Here is a 15,771-nt window from a genome sequence, read left to right on the forward strand (position 1 = left end):
GAGCGATTTTGTCGTCACAATTGAATACCGCGCCGTTGTCGGTCGCCGAACTGACCGCCGAGGTCGCAGCCTTGTTTGCCAGTGCGGGCCTTTCCGCCGCGGGCGCCAGCCGCATCGCCCAGGCGCTGGTCGAAACCGAGCAGCAGGGGCTCAAGTCGCATGGCTTGCTGCACGTGCCCGTCTATATCGAGCGGATGCGCAAGGGCTCGGTCTCGCTCCATGATCAGGCCGAAGCGGTCAGCGATCACGGCGCTGTCGCGGTGCTCGATGCGCGCCATATGCTCGGCCATCTCGCCGCCGAACAGGCGATGACGCTCGCCGTCGAGAAAGCAAGCAAGTTTGGCATCGGCGCGGTGGCGGTGCGGCGCGGCTTTCATTTCGGCGCGGCCGGACGCTATGTCGCCCAGGCGGCGCGCGCCGGCATGATCGGGATCGCCATGGCCAACACCCGGCCGCTGATGCCGGCGCCCGGCGGCGCCGAAGCGGTGGTCGGCAACAATCCCCTCGCCATTGGCATTCCCACCGCCGATGAGCCGATGATTGTCGTTGACGTGGCGATGAGCGAAGGCGCCCTCGGACGCATCCGCCATCATCACCAGCGCGGCGAACCGATCCCGGCAAGCTGGGCGGTGACGGCCGATGGCCTGCCGACGACAAGTGCTGCCGAAGCGATCAAAGGCCTGCTGCTGCCGACCGGCGGCCCGAAAGGCTTCGCCTTGGCCCTGGCGATCGACATGGCCTGCGGCCTGCTCTCCGGCGGCGCCGTCGGCGGCGAAATCAATGCACTTTATGGCGATACCACACGGCCGAATGACTGCGCTTTCCTGTTCATCGCCTTGAACCCGGCGGCCTTTGGCGCCGACGACCTGCTCGAGCGCGCCCAGGCGGAACGCGAGCGCATCCGCAACGGCCGTCGCGCGCCGGGCAACGCCGCCATCCGCGCCCCTGGCGAAATGAAATGGCGAACCGCCGCAACGCAGCAAACGGCGGTTCACATCGACGCAGGAACGTTGGCGGCCCTGCGGGCCTGCGCGGCGCAAAGCAAAACAACTGCCGTTTCTAACAGCGGCGAAACATCTTAGGATCGATCGCTTGGGTCTTTCCTCGGGATCGATCACATTTTCGATGCGTTCCGCTCGATCAATCCTGGTGCACATGTGCTGTCGTTTCATCCCGTTCATTCCGTCGTCAAAACGCTGGAGCTGTTGGCCGAGGTCAATCGCACCAGCCTGGCGACGGTTGGCGAATTGCATAAGCGCACCGGCATCCCCAAGCCGACCATCGTTCGCCTGCTCGAAACATTGATGGCGACGGGCTATGTGGTGCGCGATGAACGGATGCGGGGATATCAAGTCACTTCAGCTGTTCAGCGTTTGAGCGCCGGCTTTCACGGCGCGCCTTTGGTGATCGAGGCGGCACGGCCTTGGGCGACAGCGCTGACCTCGCAGATCAAATGGCCTTGCGCGGTTTGTCTGCTGGATCGCGACGCGGTGGTCGTTCGCTACAGCACCATTCCCGATAGTCCGATCTCGCCCTTCCACGCCACCCTTGGCAGTCGATTGACATTGGCTGGGCGGGCGCTCGGCCGGGCTTATCTTCTCTTCTGTCCGGAAGAGGAGCGCTCGATTCTGCGCGCCGCCATGCGGGCATCGTCCGACCCTGAAAATCATGCGCTGGGCGATGAGGAATTGGAGCGCCTGATCGGCCAGGCCCGGTTTCGCGGCTATACGGATCGCGATGCCCTGGTCGAGCCGCGCAATTCCGACACCATCGCCGTGCCGCTGATGCAAGGCGAGCGCGTGGTCGCCACCTTCGGCGTCACCTATTTCCGCTCGGTCGTCAGCACGCCGGATGACCGCGCCCGAATCATCCACCCGCTGAAGAAAGCGGCCGCCAATATCGAGGCGCAGCTCGAACAATTGCTCGCGCCGCTGCCCGGTGCGTTTCAGGATGAGAAATGACCGCTGGTTTCTGCCCCTGAAACGACGCGAGCGGCCATCGTCGCGCCGGTAACGCGCCCAAGAGCAAATTGAGTTTCGATGGAAACGCTCAGGGCGTCCTGAGGAGGGGTCTTATGCCGCTTATGTCTCGCCGCGCTTTCGCGGCTTCGCTTGTTGGCGCCGGTGCCTTGGCACCGAGCCTGCTGGCACAAAACGCCTTCGCGCAAAGCTGGCCGGCGCGCTCGGTAACGATGTTCGTGCCGTTCCCAGCCGGCGCTTCGACCGACGTCGTCGCGCGTTTCCTCGCCGAGAAGCTGCGCGCCGAATTCGGACAAGGCTTCGTCATCGACAATCGCCCCGGTGCGGGCGGCAACCTTGCCGCCAGCATGGTGACGCGCGCGGCACCCGACGGCTACACCCTGTTCGTTTCAAGCTCAGGGCCGCTGGCCACCAACAAGCTGCTCTACAAGTCGATGAATTTCGATCCGACCAAGGATTTCGAACCGATCGCCTTGATCGGCGACGTCAATGTGATCGTCGCGGTGCATCCGTCCGTGCCGGCGAAGACGCTGGCCGAACTGATCGCTTATGGCAAAGCCAATCCCGGCAAGCTGACATTTGGCAGCCCCGGCTACGGCCTGATGGGCCATATGGTCGGCGAATTGCTGCAACGCTCGGCTGGCTTCACCATGACGCATGTGCCCTATCGCGGCTCGGCGCCGCTGGCCGCCGACGTCACGGCTGGTGTCGTCAATGTGGCGATCGACTTCTTGCAGCCCTATATTGAACTGGCGAAAGCCGGCAACGTGCGCGCCCTGGCCGTGACCGCCGATGCACGCGCGCCGCAACTGCCTGACGTGCCGACCCTGAGCGAATCCGGCCTGCCCGGATTCAACGCGGCGTCCTGGTTCGCGCTTGTCGGCCCCAAGGGTCTGCCGCAGCCGGTCGTCGAACAGCTCAGCAAGACCGCCATCGCCTGGGTGCGCAGCGACGAGGGCAAGGCGCAGCTCGAAAAGGTCGGCATGCGTGCCATCGGTGGCGGGCCGGAGGACATCCGCAAGGCGCAGGCCAGTGAATTCGCCAAATGGGCCGAAGTGGTGAAAGCGGCTTCGATCTCCCTCGATTGACGGCGAACGGTCTCAAGACAAAGCGCGCTGGTGGGAGCCAGCGCGCTTTTTTGTTTGTGCTTAGTGCGTACCGAAGGGCGCGCGGTGGGACATAGAGAATGCCCGAAGCCTGGGTGTCATCCCGGACACGCACAGCGTGATCCGGGATCCAGGGGCGAGCGGTACAGCGTTCAATACCGCGCGCGCTTCAGCACATCACAACAAGCAATACTCGTCACGCGCCCCTGGATCCCGGATCGCCTGCGGCGTCCGGGATGACACCCAGGATTTTCAGTATCCTGTTAGTGCTTCGTTTCGGCATCCAGGTTGAGCAGCGCGGCGGCGTTGTCGCCGGTCATCGCCTTGATCTCCGCATCGGTGAACTGCAGATCGAGCAGATGGCCGACGATTTCCCGATAGCCGTCGACCGGGCGCGGCGCATTGAGCAGGCCGAGGTCGGAGGACAGAACCGTCTTGTTGGTGCCGACCAGGTCGATGACGCGCTTCAGTTCCGCCGGCTCGAACTTCTTTGAACCGCCTTCGACGAACATGCAGATCGAATGTTCCATCACGGCGCCGAGCGCCGCAAGACCACGGATGTCGGCATCGTTGATGCTGTTCACCTTATAGGTCGGGTGGTTGACCAGCATTTTCTTGACGCCGCGCGCCTTGGCTTCCTCGAACACGGCGAAGATTTCAGCGGTGCCAAGATGGCCGCCGGCGAGGATGATATCGCCCTCGGCGATGAGATCGAGAATCTGTTTCACCTCGTCGATGAGCTTGCCGTCGGCGCCAAACACCGTCAGCGGAATCGGCTCGAGCATTTTCTTGGCGGTCGTCGGGAAGGTCTTCACGGTACCCGCCGCCAATACATCGATATGGTTCTTGGCCGACAGGGTCGGCATCCACACCTGCTTGGCGCCGATCTTGATGGCGTGATCGACCGCATGCGGATTGAACCCGCCCGACGCATTGTTGAGCACGATACCCGAGAACAGCTTGACGCCGGTATTGGGCACCAGTTTCTCGAGAATGATAGCGTGCGGCGTGCCGAGATAGAAATGATCTTTGTAGAGCAACGCCCGGAATTTCGCCTCGGCGCAATCCATCATCGCATCGTGATGATCGAGAATGCGCGGCATGGCGGCGGGGCCGCTGTGGCAATGCAGATCGATGGCGCCGACCAGGAGCTTTTCGATTTCAGCGGCGCGCGGATGGGGTTGTTTCGTGGTCGTCATGGGATCCTCCGTTAAACAGTTTCGTTGGGCATCGGATAATCATCGGCATTGATCACCCAGCCGGCCTTCTTCGAAAAATCGAGACGTGGTGGGGAGAAAATGTCGATCATCTGGTTCAAGCCGGGCACGACCGATCGCGAGGTGTGAACCGATGGCGGCGGGATTACCGTCAAGGACGGGGCGGCCATAAACTCATGCTCGTCGTCGCGCCAGATGCGCATATCCGGCGTCCACGGCCAGCGGATGTCATGGATATAGGCGCCGTCGATCACCAACGAGCCTTGTTCGAAATCGTCATGATGATGCGGCGAGAGCTTGGCGATGTCGCGCACGCCGTCTCTGGGATCAAGCATGTTCACCATCAAGGTGGTGCAGCGGAAGATGCGGCCAAAGCGGCCCTCGCCACCGGCAATCTCCAGACTGTAGCGGCGGATCTTCCAGCCACCGCGCGGGTGCGGCCAGGCCTGCAACGGCGTCACATTGGGATGCGGCTCAGCATAAGACGCCGCGTTGGCGCAGCGGGCGGCGAGGTCTTCCGCCGCTGTCGAGAAAATCCGGATGATGCGGCCGTCATCGGCGGCGACGACTTCGGAATCGCCCGGCGGGATGAAGGCAATGGAATAGCCTGGCGTCTGAACGGTCTCAGCGCCGGCCGCGAGGCTGGCGCCTGTCCGCGCATCGGGCAGCAGCACGCAATATTCGTCGGGCTGGCCCTGGCGCGTCAGCTTGGCGCCGGCCTTGACGTCGGAGAAAGCGACGAGAAAATTCTGGCCACGCGCATACCAGGTGCGAACCAGCGGCTCGTTGTCCTGCGGTGGCTCTGAATAAAAGCGGGCATAGTCAGCGCCAGCGAAAGCTGTCACGGGCGCCGCCTTGGCTGCGGGCGCAGGCGCTAGCTTGGCGCGCGGATCCTCGGCATGGAAGGCCATCATTCTCTCCCTAGCTGGCGACTTTCAAGGCGGACATCTCGGCCAGGGCCTGGGCCGCCGCCTTCCGGAGAAATCCCTGATCGGACGAAACGATGAAGGCGCTGGCGCCACGGGCGGCGAAATCGGCCGCCTCCTCGGCGCCATCGACCATGACGCAGACCGGTTTGCCGACTTTCTTGGCGGCGGCGATAATCGCATCGACCGCATCGCGCACGACCGGCGCATCGCGGGTCGGCGCGCCAAAGGCGACGGTGAGATCACCCCGGCCGATGAACACCGCGTCGAGCCCTTCAACGGCAACAATCGCATCGATGACATCCAGCGCCGCTGGATCCTCGATCATGGCGATGGTGGCGACGCTCGCATCGGCGCCATCGACCAGGCTCCACATCTTGCCGGCGCCATAGCCACCAGCGCGGGTGACGCCTGAGAAACCACGGGCACCGCGGCGATACCGACAGGCGGCGACCAGCGCCTCGGCCTGGGCGACGCTCGCCACATGGGGCGCCAGCACGCCAACGGCGCCGCAATCGAGCACCGAGAGAATGGCATCGGCCGACAGCACCGGCACGCGCACGATGCCCGCCACCTGCGCCGCCCATGCGGCCAGCAGCGACACATCGGTCGCGTTCCGGTCGAACGGCGCATGCTCCTGGTCGATGACGACAAAATCGAAGCCGGCGCCGCCGATGATCTCGATCGCATGGCTGGTCGGCGTCTTGATGAAACTGCCGACCAGGCATTCGCGGTTCAACAGGCGGCGACGAAAGGAAGACTGGGCGGGACTGGTCATCGGCACCATCAATGAAAAAGGATGCCGCTATTTTTCACGTCTGCCGGCCGGACGGACGGCCGACGCGACTATGTTTCACCAGATGGAATGCAGCCGGAGTTGGGCTCGGATGACGAGGTTCCCTCGGTATCCCGCCGCCGCTTACGAATACACCGCGGCCACCCTGATCTGCCCTTCATTGCGCAAGACCTGCAACGAGACGTCGTCGTTATGGCGGCGCAGCATCAGATCGACCGTCGAGTGGCCCAGCCGCAAGTTGCGCAGCGTCACCTCACCCAGGAACGATGGCAGTCGCGGGTTGCGCAGAAGAATCTCATGGCGGTCCGGATCGAACTCCAGACCGCAGGACGATTGGAGCAGCAGAAGCGGCGTCCCGGCGGCCCAGGCTTGCGGTGAACAGGCGACGGGATAAAGCGTCGGGCCGCGCTCGCGCCCGCGCTGGAAGCCACAATAAAGCTCGGGCAGACGCCTGAGATCCGTATAGCTCGCGGCATCGAAGAGCCCTTTGAAAACACGGTCGACCGCGTCCTTATAACCATAGCGGGCAAATCCGGCAGCGATCAGCGAATTGTCGTGCGGCCAGACCGAGCCGTTGTGATAGGACATCGGATTGTAGCGACGCTCCTCGCGCGCCAAAGTGCGAATGCCCCAGCCGGAAAAGAAGGACGGCCGCATCAGGTCGCGCATGACGGCTTCCGCGCGCTCAGGTGAGACGATCCCGCTGAACAACAGATGCCCGGCATTCGAGCTGCGAACCCGGCACGGCCTTTTGTGCCCGTCGAGCGCGATGGCATAAGTGCCGATATCCTCGCACCAGAACGCCGCTTCGAACTGTTGGGCAAGTTTCGAAGCCTGGGCGTCGAGCGCCTCTCCCAGCGCATATTTGCCCAGGCGTCGGGCGCCGCGCGCGGTCAAACGCTTGGCCGCATAGACATAGCCCTGGACCTCGCAAAGCGCGATCGGCCCATGCGCCAGCGCGCCATCCGCATGAAAAATCGCGTCTTGCGAATCTTTCCAGCCCTGGTTCGCCAGGCCAGTTTCGTCGGCGCGTTGATATTCGACAAACCCGTCGCGGTCAGGATCGCCCAAGCCATCGATCCAGCCCAAGGCGGCTTCGATATGGGGCCAAAGCTCGCGTAGGGTTTCGAGATCGCCGGTGTGCTCGGTGTAAAGCCCGGCCAGCATGACGAAAAGGGGCGTCGCGTCGACGCTGCCGTAATAGAGCCCGAAGGGAACTTCGCGCAGGGCCGCCATCTCCCCGCCCCGCATCTCGTGCAGGATTTTTCCCGGTTCAGCGTCGGCCAGCGGGTCGAAGTCCTTGGCCTGATGAACCGCAAGCCGCCGCAGGACACCCTTGGCGACACGAGAATCGCACCACAGCATTTGCAAAGCGGTGATGATGCCGTCGCGGCCGAACGTGGTCGAATACCAGGGAATGCCAGCATAGGGATAAGGTCCCTGCGGCGTCTGCGTCGTCAGCATCGCGAGGTCGGCCATCGATCGGCATAGCACCTCGTTGAAAATGGGATTGGAACTGGTGACCGTGGCCATCCCACGGCTCGCGACCTTATGCTCCTGGAACGCGGCACGCAGGCCCTTGCGAAACGGCAACGGCGCCTGTCTCTCCCCTCCACCATCGCACGTCACCATCACATAAATGGAGCGGCTCTCGTAGGGCTGCAGTTCAAAATTGTAGGTGGCCAGGCTGCTGGAAAGCTGCCTGGGTACGGGCTCAAACAGCAGCGTCGTCGCGCGACAGCCGTCATCAAGACCTCGATACTTCAATGTGACTTCGGCATTCCCACAAACCTCCGACGTTGTTCCGCCACGGCGCATGCGGCGCGCGCCGCGCACCTCGAACAGATCGGCGAAGTCGCTGGAAAAATTGAAGGTCAGTTGAATTTGCAGAGAGCGGTCATCGTGGCTTTGGACCCGCACCCGTTGATAGACGGAGCCGCGCCACAGGAACAATGTCCGCACAAAATGCAGCATGTTCTTTGGCAGGACGAGCTTGCCGCCGACATAGATGTCGGGATTCGTCAGGTCCACGGTCAACATGGAATTATCGTCGCGGACGTTTGAACTCAACAGCAACAACTGTTGGCCATTGAGCAGCATCTCAAGCCGCGAAAGATAACGCGTATCAAAGAAGAAGACGCCGTCAGGCCCTCCGGCCGTCGCACCGATGTCGGCATGACTGTCGAGCACCGCGAAGGAGTCGCCATATTTAAGCGTGCGGAGAGGGCGCGCCGCGAGATCTGTCCCTGGTATATAAAACGGCGTTACCGGGACTTCCTGCATCAGCATGGTGATAAGCTCTTTCTATGCCGAAGCAGGGCGAGATATCAGGACATTCGCATCCATTCTCTCTTTCAGATGCGGTGCGATATCCGATCCTTCGCCGCCATGCCCCTGCGATGAGGCAACCAGTGCGCGATAGACTTTGACATAGTCGTTCGCCATGCGCGTGGCAGAAAAACGTTCCTCGAAACGTCGCCGCACTTTGCCACGGTCGAGAGCCATGACCTGGGGCAGAGCCATGACCGCCTCTTCGACAGTATCCACCATGAACCCCGTCAGCCCGTCCTCAATGACCTCCGGCACCGACCCACAGCGAAAGGCCAGGACCGGCGTGCCGCAGGCCATTGCTTCGATCATGGACAGACCAAACGGTTCCGGCCAGTCAACGGGAAATAAAAGCGCCCGCGCCTCGCCCAGAAATTGTGTCTTCTGATGCTCGTTGATTTCCCCAATGAACTCCACCCCTGGCCCGTCAAGCAGGGGCTCGATTTGCGTGCGAAAGTAAACCTCGTCGACTCGGTCCACTTTGGCTGCGATCTTGAGCGGTATGCCAAGCGCGCGCGCAATCGCGATGGCCCGATCCGGGCGTTTCTCTGGCGAGATCCGACCGAGAAAAGCAACATAGCTTCTGTCGGCCATCGCGACAGGACGATGCATATCGATCGGAAGCCCATGATAAATCGTCGCGTGATAGTTCGCATTGGGTATGGGGTAACGCTGATGATTGGAGATCGAGACCAGCGGCATATCGCTGAAGCCCAGATATAAGGGAACGAGATCAGGCAAATCTTGCCGACCGTGCAGTGTGGTGACCGTGCGCCCGGCGATCGGTCGAAACAGCGGAAAATGAAAATTGTCGATATGGAAATGCAAGACATCGAAATCGTCAGCCATGCGACGAACGCGATCGAGCATCAGCATATAATAGGGAATGAACTCTCGGATATTAGGGTCAAGCCGAATGGCCTGCGGGACGCATGGCACAAGCTCCGCCGCCGTCATTGAATCGCCGCTTGCGAACAAAGTGACATCATGGCCAAGCGCCACCAGTTCATCACTCAAATAGGAAACGATCCGCTCCGTCCCCCCGTAAAGCCTTGGAGGCACGCTCTCCATCAAAGGCGCGATCTGGGCGATCTTCATGGCTGTCTTTCTGCACGGCCCAACCGACGGAACATGTCCAGGCGGCGCTTCGAGCCAAGCTTATGACGCTTGCCCAGGACCATAGTACGAACTGAGCAGAATTGCTCACTCAGCCGAACGCGCCAGGACGGAGCACGTTCCACTATAATGAAGATTATGACTTTATTTCAGGCTGATCGTGCAGCACGGCGCTAAACGACGGACCTTGATGCCCCTGCCGGCGCGCGCCTGTTACGACGCTGAGATTCCCTCAGGATACCAATTACTTTCCCGTAACTCGGTCTTTTGAGCCTCCCCAAAAGCCGAGCCTGAGCCCGTCGGCCAGCCCCTGCCCACGCCAGATCAATATTGCTCTGACATTGGTCGGGAGAAGGTATAATATGTCTCTGGGGCTGAACGAACTTTTAGGAGTTCACCCATGAATCCCATCACCCTCTTTCTCACGGTCGTCTGCGCCGCCATTGGTGCCGCCTTGGGCACGAGAGGCGATGTCTATTGGGGTGGCGCCTTTATCGTTGCGGCGATCATCATCGCGCTCGCCCTCAAGATGGCCAACACCTGGCAAAAGTTCGTCATTCTGCGCGCCGGCAAATTGCACGGCGTCAAGGGACCCGGACTTTTCCTTATCATTCCAATCATCGACAACGTCGTGGCGGTGATTGACGAACGCATTCAGACCACGGCGTTTAGCGCCGAAGCCGCACTCACCAAGGATACGGTGCCCGTGAATGTGGACGCCATTATCTTCTGGTTTGTTCACAACGCGCAGCATGCGGCCCTCAACATCACGAATTATCGCGAAGCCATCGATCGGGTGGCCCAAACGTCACTGCGTGAAATGATAGGGTCGTCGATGCTATCCGCGCTGCTTTCCGACCGGACGGCCGCCGACGACCTGCTGCGCAACGAAATCGGTCGTAAGACAGCCGATTGGGGGATTTCAGTAAAGTCTGTCGAAATCCGCGACGTCGCCATTCCGGTCGCGTTGCAGGATGCGATGTCGCGGCAAGCCCAGGCGGAACGCGAGAAGCAGGCGCGCGTCATTCTCGCTTCGGCGGAAGCGGAAATAGCTGACAAATTTGTCGCCGCTGCCACGACCTATGGAAATCAGACGGCAGCGCTGCACCTGCGCGCCATGAATATTATCTACGAGACCACCAAGGAGCGTGGCGCCACGATCCTCATGCCGTCCGCGATGGTCGACAGCATGAACCCGGTGGTCGCTCTGGCGCTGACGGGACAAGGCACTGCGCAGCTGGTCAAGACAAATGGACCGACCCAATCCCAGGAACAGACCTCCACCATAGAGGCTCCCCCAGCTGCCCCAGGCAGCCTGCCGCATTAAGTAGCTTGCCACATTAAGCGGCATCGGCAGGGCGCGACAGTACGCCATATACCGCCCCCTGCCGCATCAGGCGACACCTCGCCCTGGAGCAAATTGCAAACGCAATTTTGCCTGAGATTTTTGTTTTGACGCGTCTCTATGGCGTTTGACGTTCCATCAAACGGCAAACCGCTATAGCTGCACACCATCCGCTTCTCGCAAAACATCGTGTTGAGAGGCGAAGCCCGGTTTCGATGGGTAACGAGGATAAATGGTTCATAGTCCAGTAGAAATACGCGCATTGGCACGTCACTTTGCCCGTTACCGCGACCCCAGCAGCACACGCAGCATACTTGAACTAGGCATTACGATCGTGCCTTTCGCTGTACTTTGGACCCTCATGTGGGCCGCTTTCAACAATGGCTATTGGATCGGCCTTTTGCTCGCGATCCCCGCGGCCGGCTTCCTCGTCCGCCTGTTCATGATCCAACACGACTGCAGCCACAGGGCCTTCTTCGGGAATCGCTCGGCAAACGATTGGATCGGCCGCGCCATCGGCGTCATGACCATGACCCCTTACGATTTTTGGCGATCCACCCATTCGATCCATCACGCGAATGCCGGAAACCTCGATTATCGCGGCATCGGCGATATCGACACGCTGACCGTGCGCGAGTTCAATGACCTGCCGAGATGGCGACAGGCCCTCTATCGCCTGTATCGGCATCCGCTGGTGATGTTTGGCCTTGGTCCGAGCTATCTGTTCATTCTGCAGCATCGCTTGCCGAAGGGCATGATGCGCGGCGGCTGGCGGCCCTGGCTCAGCACAATGGGTACGAATTTTTTCATCGCCGTTCTCGCCGGGATCCTGATTTGGCTGATGGGCATTGGAACCTTTCTGCTCGTGCACCTGCCGATCATGATTCTGGCGGCGTCCATTGGCGTCTGGCTGTTTTATGTCCAGCATCAGTTCGAAGACACTTTCTGGGCGCGCGACGAGACCTGGGGCTTTCACGAAGCGGCCCTGCACGGCAGTTCCCACTATGACTTGCCGGGCGTGCTGCGCTGGTTCACAGCCAATATCGGTGTCCACCACGTTCATCACCTCAGCAGCAAAATTCCCTTCTACCGCTTGCCTGACGTCCTGCGGGATCATCCGCAGCTCGCTACCGTCCGCCGGATTACCTTGCTCGAGAGCTTGCGCTGTGTGCGCATGACTTTGTGGGACGAGCAAAAGCGCCGGCTCGTTTCGTTTGGCGAGGCGAAGCGGACTTCATTGATCGAAACTGTATCAACCGACCGCGAAAGCAGCTACGCTCTCTGAATGGTAGAGAGCATCAATTACAAGGGTTATTCGCTGAAGGTGAGGCGCTTCGCTTCGGGCTGGATGGTCGAAATTTATCGGCCTGGCAGCGTTTTTGTGGAGCGCCACACGCCCATGACGAGACACGACTCTGGCAAGACAGATCTTATTGAAGAGGCCAGAACATACGTCGACATTCAAATTGATCGAAATGAGCCGCCTGTCGCTTAAGTCAGCTTGATCAGATCTCGTAGGTGAAACGTTCAAGCCGTGGCTTCAGCCAGAGCGCGCCATCGATGAGATCACGCGGTTCCGCATAGCGCCAATCATGAGGTGCCGTGACAGAGGCATTTTGCATTCTGTCGATTTTCTCTTGGGTGGCGTAACCGGCGATTTCATACTTCCCCGTGAAAGGTTGTAGGACGCCGAATTCACGCACCATGAGATAGGTTGGATAGTTTTGGGCGATCATGGCCGACCTCCAAGCCGGGCATCATTCTCGACGCTTTTCATCGACAGTGTGACAGATCACGACGAATGAGGCTGATCAAAACCGCACACTGTTTGCTCGAGAAACTCATTTACGTTCCAATTTTGAAGCGGGAGCCGTCACGACAGGCCCATCGTTCGAAAGAGCCTTTAATTCCCGCTGCAAATTCGCAATCGACTCCGCAGCCATCATCATCCGCAGTTCGTGAATGATCTGCCGGGTTGAGGGAAGAGGGATGCGTTTGCCGAAGCGAAATTCGCTTTTCATTGTGCTGCCTCGTTATGGAATGCATCGCGGTGCATATGCCGAGGCTCATCGCCATAGGATCGGCCAAAGCTGAAACCAGCCGGCCTTTTCAGGCGATTACTCCCCCCTATAGATGGGGAGTGGCGGATGAAATAACAAGTACATAGATATCGGCGATAAAGCCGCCAGGAGGCCGCTTGGCTCTCCGCAACAACGCCGCCAGATCGATGTTCTGGCGGCGCTGGTTCGATGAATGTGAGAGCCGTTATCAGGCGCGGCGCAGCATGCGGGCCGCCGCGATGAGGATGCAGGCTCCGATAAATCCGGCGATCAGATAGCCGATCCAACCGGTGAGAACGACGCCCAGCACGCCCAAGAGCGCGTTGGCAATCGCCGCTCCGACAATGCCCAGGATGATGTTCATCAAGACACCCTGGTTGCTCTTCATAAACATTTCCGCAAACCACCCGGCGAGACCACCGATAATGATGGCGGCAATCCATCCAACTTGCACGTCGTTCATAGCTTAGCCCTCTTGATGAACCCCACGTTCAACCCCGGCCGTGCCATTAGGTTCCATCTTGGGTTCCATCTAGTGCTTGGCCTGCGCCGCCTGATCCATGTGCCCCACGCCGACTGGTATGGCTGCGCTATCGACATCGAACGCCAATCGGCTTCTAGATTGGGGGTGAAGCGTATGCGGGACATTCGATGAAGTATCGCCTGCTCATTCGTTCTGCGGAGGGATTCGCAATTCATCCCTGCATCGTCTTGATGCTGACAATCGGCTCGACAGCATTATTCATTCTCGCGTCCGCGCTGTTCATCATCGGCGGCGGTTGATTTCGTGGAACACTTCGACATCGAGGCTGTTGTAGAAACGTCCCAACTAAAGTTAGGAGTTTCACTATGCCCACTTCCACAGGCCATACTCGCGCCATCGCCGCTTCACGTGTGACTGGCACAAACGTCTATAATGCGCAGAGCGACAAGATCGGTCAGGTCCAAGACATCGTCTTGGATAAGCAATCCGATAAGATTCTCTTCGCTGTCCTGAGCTTTGGCGGCTTCCTGGGTATCGGCGAAAAGTACCACGCCATGCCGTGGTCCAAACTCAACTTCGATCCGGATAAAGGTGGCTACGTCACGAACCTGACGAAGGAACAGCTCGAGAAAGCGCCGAGCTACGATATCAACGATCTGGTCAAGAACGACGGCACCGGATCAACACCGGCGCTTGATTACTATTCGCAGTTCGGACCGCACTAATTCAATCGCCGCGGCCTTGCGGATATGACGAGGCCGCGGCGATGACGTTCAGACTCACGATCAAGCGAGAGGGAACTTAGAGACGACGGAAGCATTGAATATCTGCAACGCGCATCGACAAAAGCGCGTATCAGGAGAACAACAATGCCCTTCCGTAAAGCTGCTCTTTCCACTGCCTTTGCCATCGCCTTTGCCGCCACGACATTCGGCGCAACGGCGCAGACGTTGGTCACCAAATCAGAATTCTTCGCAGCGCAGCCGACGGATGTCCTGAGCTACAATCTGATCGGTCTCAACATCACGAACCCCGCGAAGGAAACGATCGGCGAGATCAAAGATCTGATCATCTCCGACAATCAATTGAAGGGTTACATTCTTTCCGTCGGCGGCTTCCTTGGTATCGGCGAACGCTACGTCGCCTTCACGCCCAAGTCCGTCCAGGTCACCTATTCGGAAAGCGACAACAAGTGGCACGCCATCATGAACGCCACCAAGGACGAGTTGAAGGCGGCGCCCGAATTTAAATATCAGGGTCGCTGGAAGCGCTAGACCGACCATCTCCTCCATCCGCATCAAGAGAGAGGAATAGGATCATGAGCAACGACAAGACATCGCCTCAGAAGCGCAAAGACGATCGCGATCTGACGGAAGAGTTGAAGCAGTCCTTTCCGGCAAGCGATCCACCGACCGTCACCCGTCAACCCACGGATCAACGGCATGTGAAGAGCGAAGAGGCGGAAGCGGACGAGAAGAACGAGAAGAAGAAGCAATAGGCCAGGCTGGCCTTCGAAAATGAAAGGCCCCGTCGCCGGCGAACCGGTGGCGGGGCATATTATTGCGGAGGAGCCATGGCCCCGGAACGGAACCGACCGCGTAGATATACGTTGATTGAAAGGCGTCGACCCAATGGGATGCACCGGCATTTAAGTCTGGGTGCGACCAAAGGAAAAAGATTATGCGGTCTTCTATGCCGGTCAATTCTACGGGTGGCGCGCGCAGAACTAGCTCCAAAGACGATTGGTTTCGGATCCTCGCCGTTAAAACCTCTCAGTGGTCAGGCAAGCCAGCGGCATTCACACTCGCTGTCGCGACGGTCATCGTCTGGGCGCTGACCGGCCCCATCTTCCACTACAGCGATACCTGGCAGCTCGTTATCAACACCGGCACCACGATCATCACGTTCTTGATGGTCTTCCTCATCCAGGCAACGCAGAACCGGGATGCAGCGGCAATACAGCTCAAGCTCGATGAACTGATCCGAGCTCTTTCATCCGCACATAACGAAGTCATCGCAGCGGAGGAGCTGCAGGACAAAGAAATTGAAAGCCTGAAGGCGGATATAAAAGATAGCTGCTTGGAATTGCCGAACCGCACGAATGTGCGCCCCTGACCGACCTCCGCCCCGCCGCCGGCGCACCGGCCACGGTCAAGACCATCCGGCAGCTGGTCGCAGCGCGCCAGGCCAGGAGCCAATTATTTTTCGGGATTTTAGACCGGATCACCCCGCCAGTGGCGGCAAGGGGTAATCTCAATGGTGCCCAGAAAAGGACTCGAACCTTCACGCCTTGCAGCACAGGTACCTGAAACCTGCGTGTCTACCAATTCCACCACCTGGGCAACGGGGGGTCTCTTACGAGGCGGGACCGCGCCTTGTCAATTGCTGGAAAGGGCGCGCGAGCGCCGTTTCCC

At 59.8% G+C, this 15,771-nt stretch carries 18 protein-coding genes and 1 tRNA gene; 10 read left to right on the plus strand and 9 right to left on the minus strand.

Annotation, left to right across the window (positions count from 1 at the left end; translation table 11 throughout):
• The first annotated feature begins 8 nt into the window (after nucleotides 1-8).
• The 3 genes from BLW50_RS17495 (at nucleotide 9) to BLW50_RS17505 (ending at nucleotide 3,067) form a co-directional block, all read left to right on the plus strand.
• Nucleotides 9-1,082 (plus strand): Ldh family oxidoreductase, encoded by a 1,074-nt coding sequence (locus tag BLW50_RS17495; RefSeq protein WP_210186095.1) that lies wholly within the window; start codon nucleotides 9-11, stop codon nucleotides 1,080-1,082.
• Between the two features lie 75 nt (nucleotides 1,083-1,157).
• Nucleotides 1,158-1,961 (plus strand): DNA-binding transcriptional regulator, encoded by an 804-nt coding sequence (locus tag BLW50_RS17500; RefSeq protein WP_170850218.1) that lies wholly within the window; start codon nucleotides 1,158-1,160, stop codon nucleotides 1,959-1,961.
• Nucleotides 1,962-2,074: 113 nt separating this feature from the next.
• Entirely contained in the window at nucleotides 2,075-3,067 is a 993-nt protein-coding gene (locus BLW50_RS17505) for a Bug family tripartite tricarboxylate transporter substrate binding protein (protein ID WP_090704819.1), read from the plus strand.
• A gap of 281 nt (nucleotides 3,068-3,348) precedes the next feature.
• Here the strand turns inward: BLW50_RS17505 and BLW50_RS17510 are convergent, their stop codons facing one another.
• The 5 genes from BLW50_RS17510 to BLW50_RS17530 form a co-directional block, all read right to left on the minus strand.
• Nucleotides 3,349-4,284 (minus strand): DUF6282 family protein, encoded by a 936-nt coding sequence (locus tag BLW50_RS17510; RefSeq protein ID WP_090704821.1) that lies wholly within the window; start codon nucleotides 4,282-4,284, stop codon nucleotides 3,349-3,351.
• Nucleotides 4,285-4,295: 11 nt separating this feature from the next.
• Nucleotides 4,296-5,213: a cupin domain-containing protein gene (locus tag BLW50_RS17515; RefSeq protein ID WP_210186096.1), complete on the minus strand. Its 918-nt coding sequence runs from the start codon at nucleotides 5,211-5,213 to the stop codon at nucleotides 4,296-4,298.
• A gap of 10 nt (nucleotides 5,214-5,223) precedes the next feature.
• Nucleotides 5,224-6,006 (minus strand): HpcH/HpaI aldolase family protein, encoded by a 783-nt coding sequence (locus BLW50_RS17520; protein ID WP_090709285.1) that lies wholly within the window; start codon nucleotides 6,004-6,006, stop codon nucleotides 5,224-5,226.
• A 141-nt stretch (nucleotides 6,007-6,147) separates the two neighbouring features.
• Nucleotides 6,148-8,313 (minus strand): amylo-alpha-1,6-glucosidase, encoded by a 2,166-nt coding sequence (locus BLW50_RS17525; RefSeq protein ID WP_090704824.1) that lies wholly within the window; start codon nucleotides 8,311-8,313, stop codon nucleotides 6,148-6,150.
• A gap of 15 nt (nucleotides 8,314-8,328) precedes the next feature.
• Complete coding sequence (locus tag BLW50_RS17530) at nucleotides 8,329-9,450, minus strand: glycosyltransferase family 4 protein (RefSeq protein WP_090704826.1); 1,122 nt, start codon at nucleotides 9,448-9,450, stop codon at nucleotides 8,329-8,331.
• Nucleotides 9,451-9,868: 418 nt separating this feature from the next.
• Here BLW50_RS17530 and BLW50_RS17535 point away from each other — a divergent pair, with 418 nt between their 5' ends.
• Both BLW50_RS17535 and BLW50_RS17540 read left to right on the plus strand, forming a co-directional pair.
• On the plus strand, nucleotides 9,869-10,795 hold the full coding sequence (locus BLW50_RS17535; RefSeq protein WP_090704828.1) for a slipin family protein: 927 nt from the start codon (nucleotides 9,869-9,871) through the stop codon (nucleotides 10,793-10,795).
• A gap of 250 nt (nucleotides 10,796-11,045) precedes the next feature.
• Complete coding sequence (locus BLW50_RS17540) at nucleotides 11,046-12,098, plus strand: fatty acid desaturase (protein ID WP_090704829.1); 1,053 nt, start codon at nucleotides 11,046-11,048, stop codon at nucleotides 12,096-12,098.
• Between the two features lie 220 nt (nucleotides 12,099-12,318).
• Here the strand turns inward: BLW50_RS17540 and BLW50_RS17550 are convergent, their stop codons facing one another.
• The 3 genes from BLW50_RS17550 to BLW50_RS17560 form a co-directional block, all read right to left on the minus strand.
• On the minus strand, nucleotides 12,319-12,549 hold the full coding sequence (locus BLW50_RS17550) for a hypothetical protein (protein ID WP_090704832.1): 231 nt from the start codon (nucleotides 12,547-12,549) through the stop codon (nucleotides 12,319-12,321).
• A gap of 105 nt (nucleotides 12,550-12,654) precedes the next feature.
• Nucleotides 12,655-12,834 carry a hypothetical protein gene (locus BLW50_RS17555; RefSeq protein ID WP_090704834.1) on the minus strand — a complete coding sequence of 60 codons (180 nt, stop codon included), beginning with the start codon at nucleotides 12,832-12,834 and terminating at the stop codon, nucleotides 12,655-12,657.
• A 247-nt stretch (nucleotides 12,835-13,081) separates the two neighbouring features.
• Nucleotides 13,082-13,336, minus strand: coding sequence for a GlsB/YeaQ/YmgE family stress response membrane protein (locus BLW50_RS17560; protein ID WP_090704836.1), 255 nt, complete (start codon nucleotides 13,334-13,336; stop codon nucleotides 13,082-13,084).
• Nucleotides 13,337-13,524: 188 nt separating this feature from the next.
• Here BLW50_RS17560 and BLW50_RS31265 point away from each other — a divergent pair, with 188 nt between their 5' ends.
• The 5 genes from BLW50_RS31265 to BLW50_RS17580 all read left to right on the plus strand — a co-directional run bounded on the left by BLW50_RS31265 (nucleotide 13,525) and on the right by BLW50_RS17580 (nucleotide 15,472).
• Nucleotides 13,525-13,656, plus strand: coding sequence for a hypothetical protein (locus BLW50_RS31265; protein ID WP_280141502.1), 132 nt, complete (start codon nucleotides 13,525-13,527; stop codon nucleotides 13,654-13,656).
• A gap of 66 nt (nucleotides 13,657-13,722) precedes the next feature.
• Nucleotides 13,723-14,082, plus strand: a complete 360-nt coding sequence (locus BLW50_RS17565; protein WP_090704838.1) for a PRC-barrel domain-containing protein — start codon at nucleotides 13,723-13,725, stop codon at nucleotides 14,080-14,082.
• A 144-nt stretch (nucleotides 14,083-14,226) separates the two neighbouring features.
• Nucleotides 14,227-14,631, plus strand: coding sequence for a PRC-barrel domain-containing protein (locus tag BLW50_RS17570; RefSeq protein ID WP_090704840.1), 405 nt, complete (start codon nucleotides 14,227-14,229; stop codon nucleotides 14,629-14,631).
• Nucleotides 14,632-14,675: 44 nt separating this feature from the next.
• Nucleotides 14,676-14,855, plus strand: a complete 180-nt coding sequence (locus tag BLW50_RS17575) for a hypothetical protein (RefSeq protein WP_090704841.1) — start codon at nucleotides 14,676-14,678, stop codon at nucleotides 14,853-14,855.
• Between the two features lie 182 nt (nucleotides 14,856-15,037).
• Nucleotides 15,038-15,472 carry a low affinity iron permease family protein gene (locus BLW50_RS17580; RefSeq protein WP_090704843.1) on the plus strand — a complete coding sequence of 145 codons (435 nt, stop codon included), beginning with the start codon at nucleotides 15,038-15,040 and terminating at the stop codon, nucleotides 15,470-15,472.
• 142 nt (nucleotides 15,473-15,614) lie between these two features.
• On the opposite strand, the gene BLW50_RS17585 is transcribed toward BLW50_RS17580, so the two are convergent.
• Nucleotides 15,615-15,699: transfer RNA gene (locus BLW50_RS17585), tRNA-Leu, on the minus strand.
• Nucleotides 15,700-15,771 lie beyond the last annotated feature (72 nt).

It is taken from the genome of Beijerinckia sp. 28-YEA-48 (assembly GCF_900104955.1).
GTDB lineage: Bacteria > Pseudomonadota > Alphaproteobacteria > Rhizobiales > Beijerinckiaceae > Terripilifer.

Excerpts from the sequence above, each read along its gene's own strand:
- BLW50_RS17505 (WP_090704819.1), top strand. The coding sequence starts at position 2,075 with ATGCCGCTTATGTCTCGCCGCGCTTTCGCGGCTTCGCTTGTTGGCGCC.
- BLW50_RS17510 (WP_090704821.1), bottom strand. The coding sequence starts at position 4,284 with ATGACGACCACGAAACAACCCCATCCGCGCGCCGCTGAAATCGAAAAG.
- BLW50_RS17515 (WP_210186096.1), bottom strand. The coding sequence starts at position 5,213 with ATGGCCTTCCATGCCGAGGATCCGCGCGCCAAGCTAGCGCCTGCGCCC.
- BLW50_RS17520 (WP_090709285.1), bottom strand. The coding sequence starts at position 6,006 with ATGACCAGTCCCGCCCAGTCTTCCTTTCGTCGCCGCCTGTTGAACCGC.
- BLW50_RS17525 (WP_090704824.1), bottom strand. The coding sequence starts at position 8,313 with ATGCTGATGCAGGAAGTCCCGGTAACGCCGTTTTATATACCAGGGACA.
- BLW50_RS17530 (WP_090704826.1), bottom strand. The coding sequence starts at position 9,450 with ATGAAGATCGCCCAGATCGCGCCTTTGATGGAGAGCGTGCCTCCAAGG.
- BLW50_RS17535 (WP_090704828.1), top strand. The coding sequence starts at position 9,869 with ATGAATCCCATCACCCTCTTTCTCACGGTCGTCTGCGCCGCCATTGGT.
- BLW50_RS17540 (WP_090704829.1), top strand. The coding sequence starts at position 11,046 with ATGGTTCATAGTCCAGTAGAAATACGCGCATTGGCACGTCACTTTGCC.
- BLW50_RS17550 (WP_090704832.1), bottom strand. The coding sequence starts at position 12,549 with ATGATCGCCCAAAACTATCCAACCTATCTCATGGTGCGTGAATTCGGC.
- BLW50_RS17555 (WP_090704834.1), bottom strand. The coding sequence starts at position 12,834 with ATGAAAAGCGAATTTCGCTTCGGCAAACGCATCCCTCTTCCCTCAACC.
- BLW50_RS17560 (WP_090704836.1), bottom strand. The coding sequence starts at position 13,336 with ATGAACGACGTGCAAGTTGGATGGATTGCCGCCATCATTATCGGTGGT.
- BLW50_RS31265 (WP_280141502.1), top strand. The coding sequence starts at position 13,525 with ATGAAGTATCGCCTGCTCATTCGTTCTGCGGAGGGATTCGCAATTCAT.
- BLW50_RS17565 (WP_090704838.1), top strand. The coding sequence starts at position 13,723 with ATGCCCACTTCCACAGGCCATACTCGCGCCATCGCCGCTTCACGTGTG.
- BLW50_RS17570 (WP_090704840.1), top strand. The coding sequence starts at position 14,227 with ATGCCCTTCCGTAAAGCTGCTCTTTCCACTGCCTTTGCCATCGCCTTT.
- BLW50_RS17575 (WP_090704841.1), top strand. The coding sequence starts at position 14,676 with ATGAGCAACGACAAGACATCGCCTCAGAAGCGCAAAGACGATCGCGAT.
- BLW50_RS17580 (WP_090704843.1), top strand. The coding sequence starts at position 15,038 with ATGCGGTCTTCTATGCCGGTCAATTCTACGGGTGGCGCGCGCAGAACT.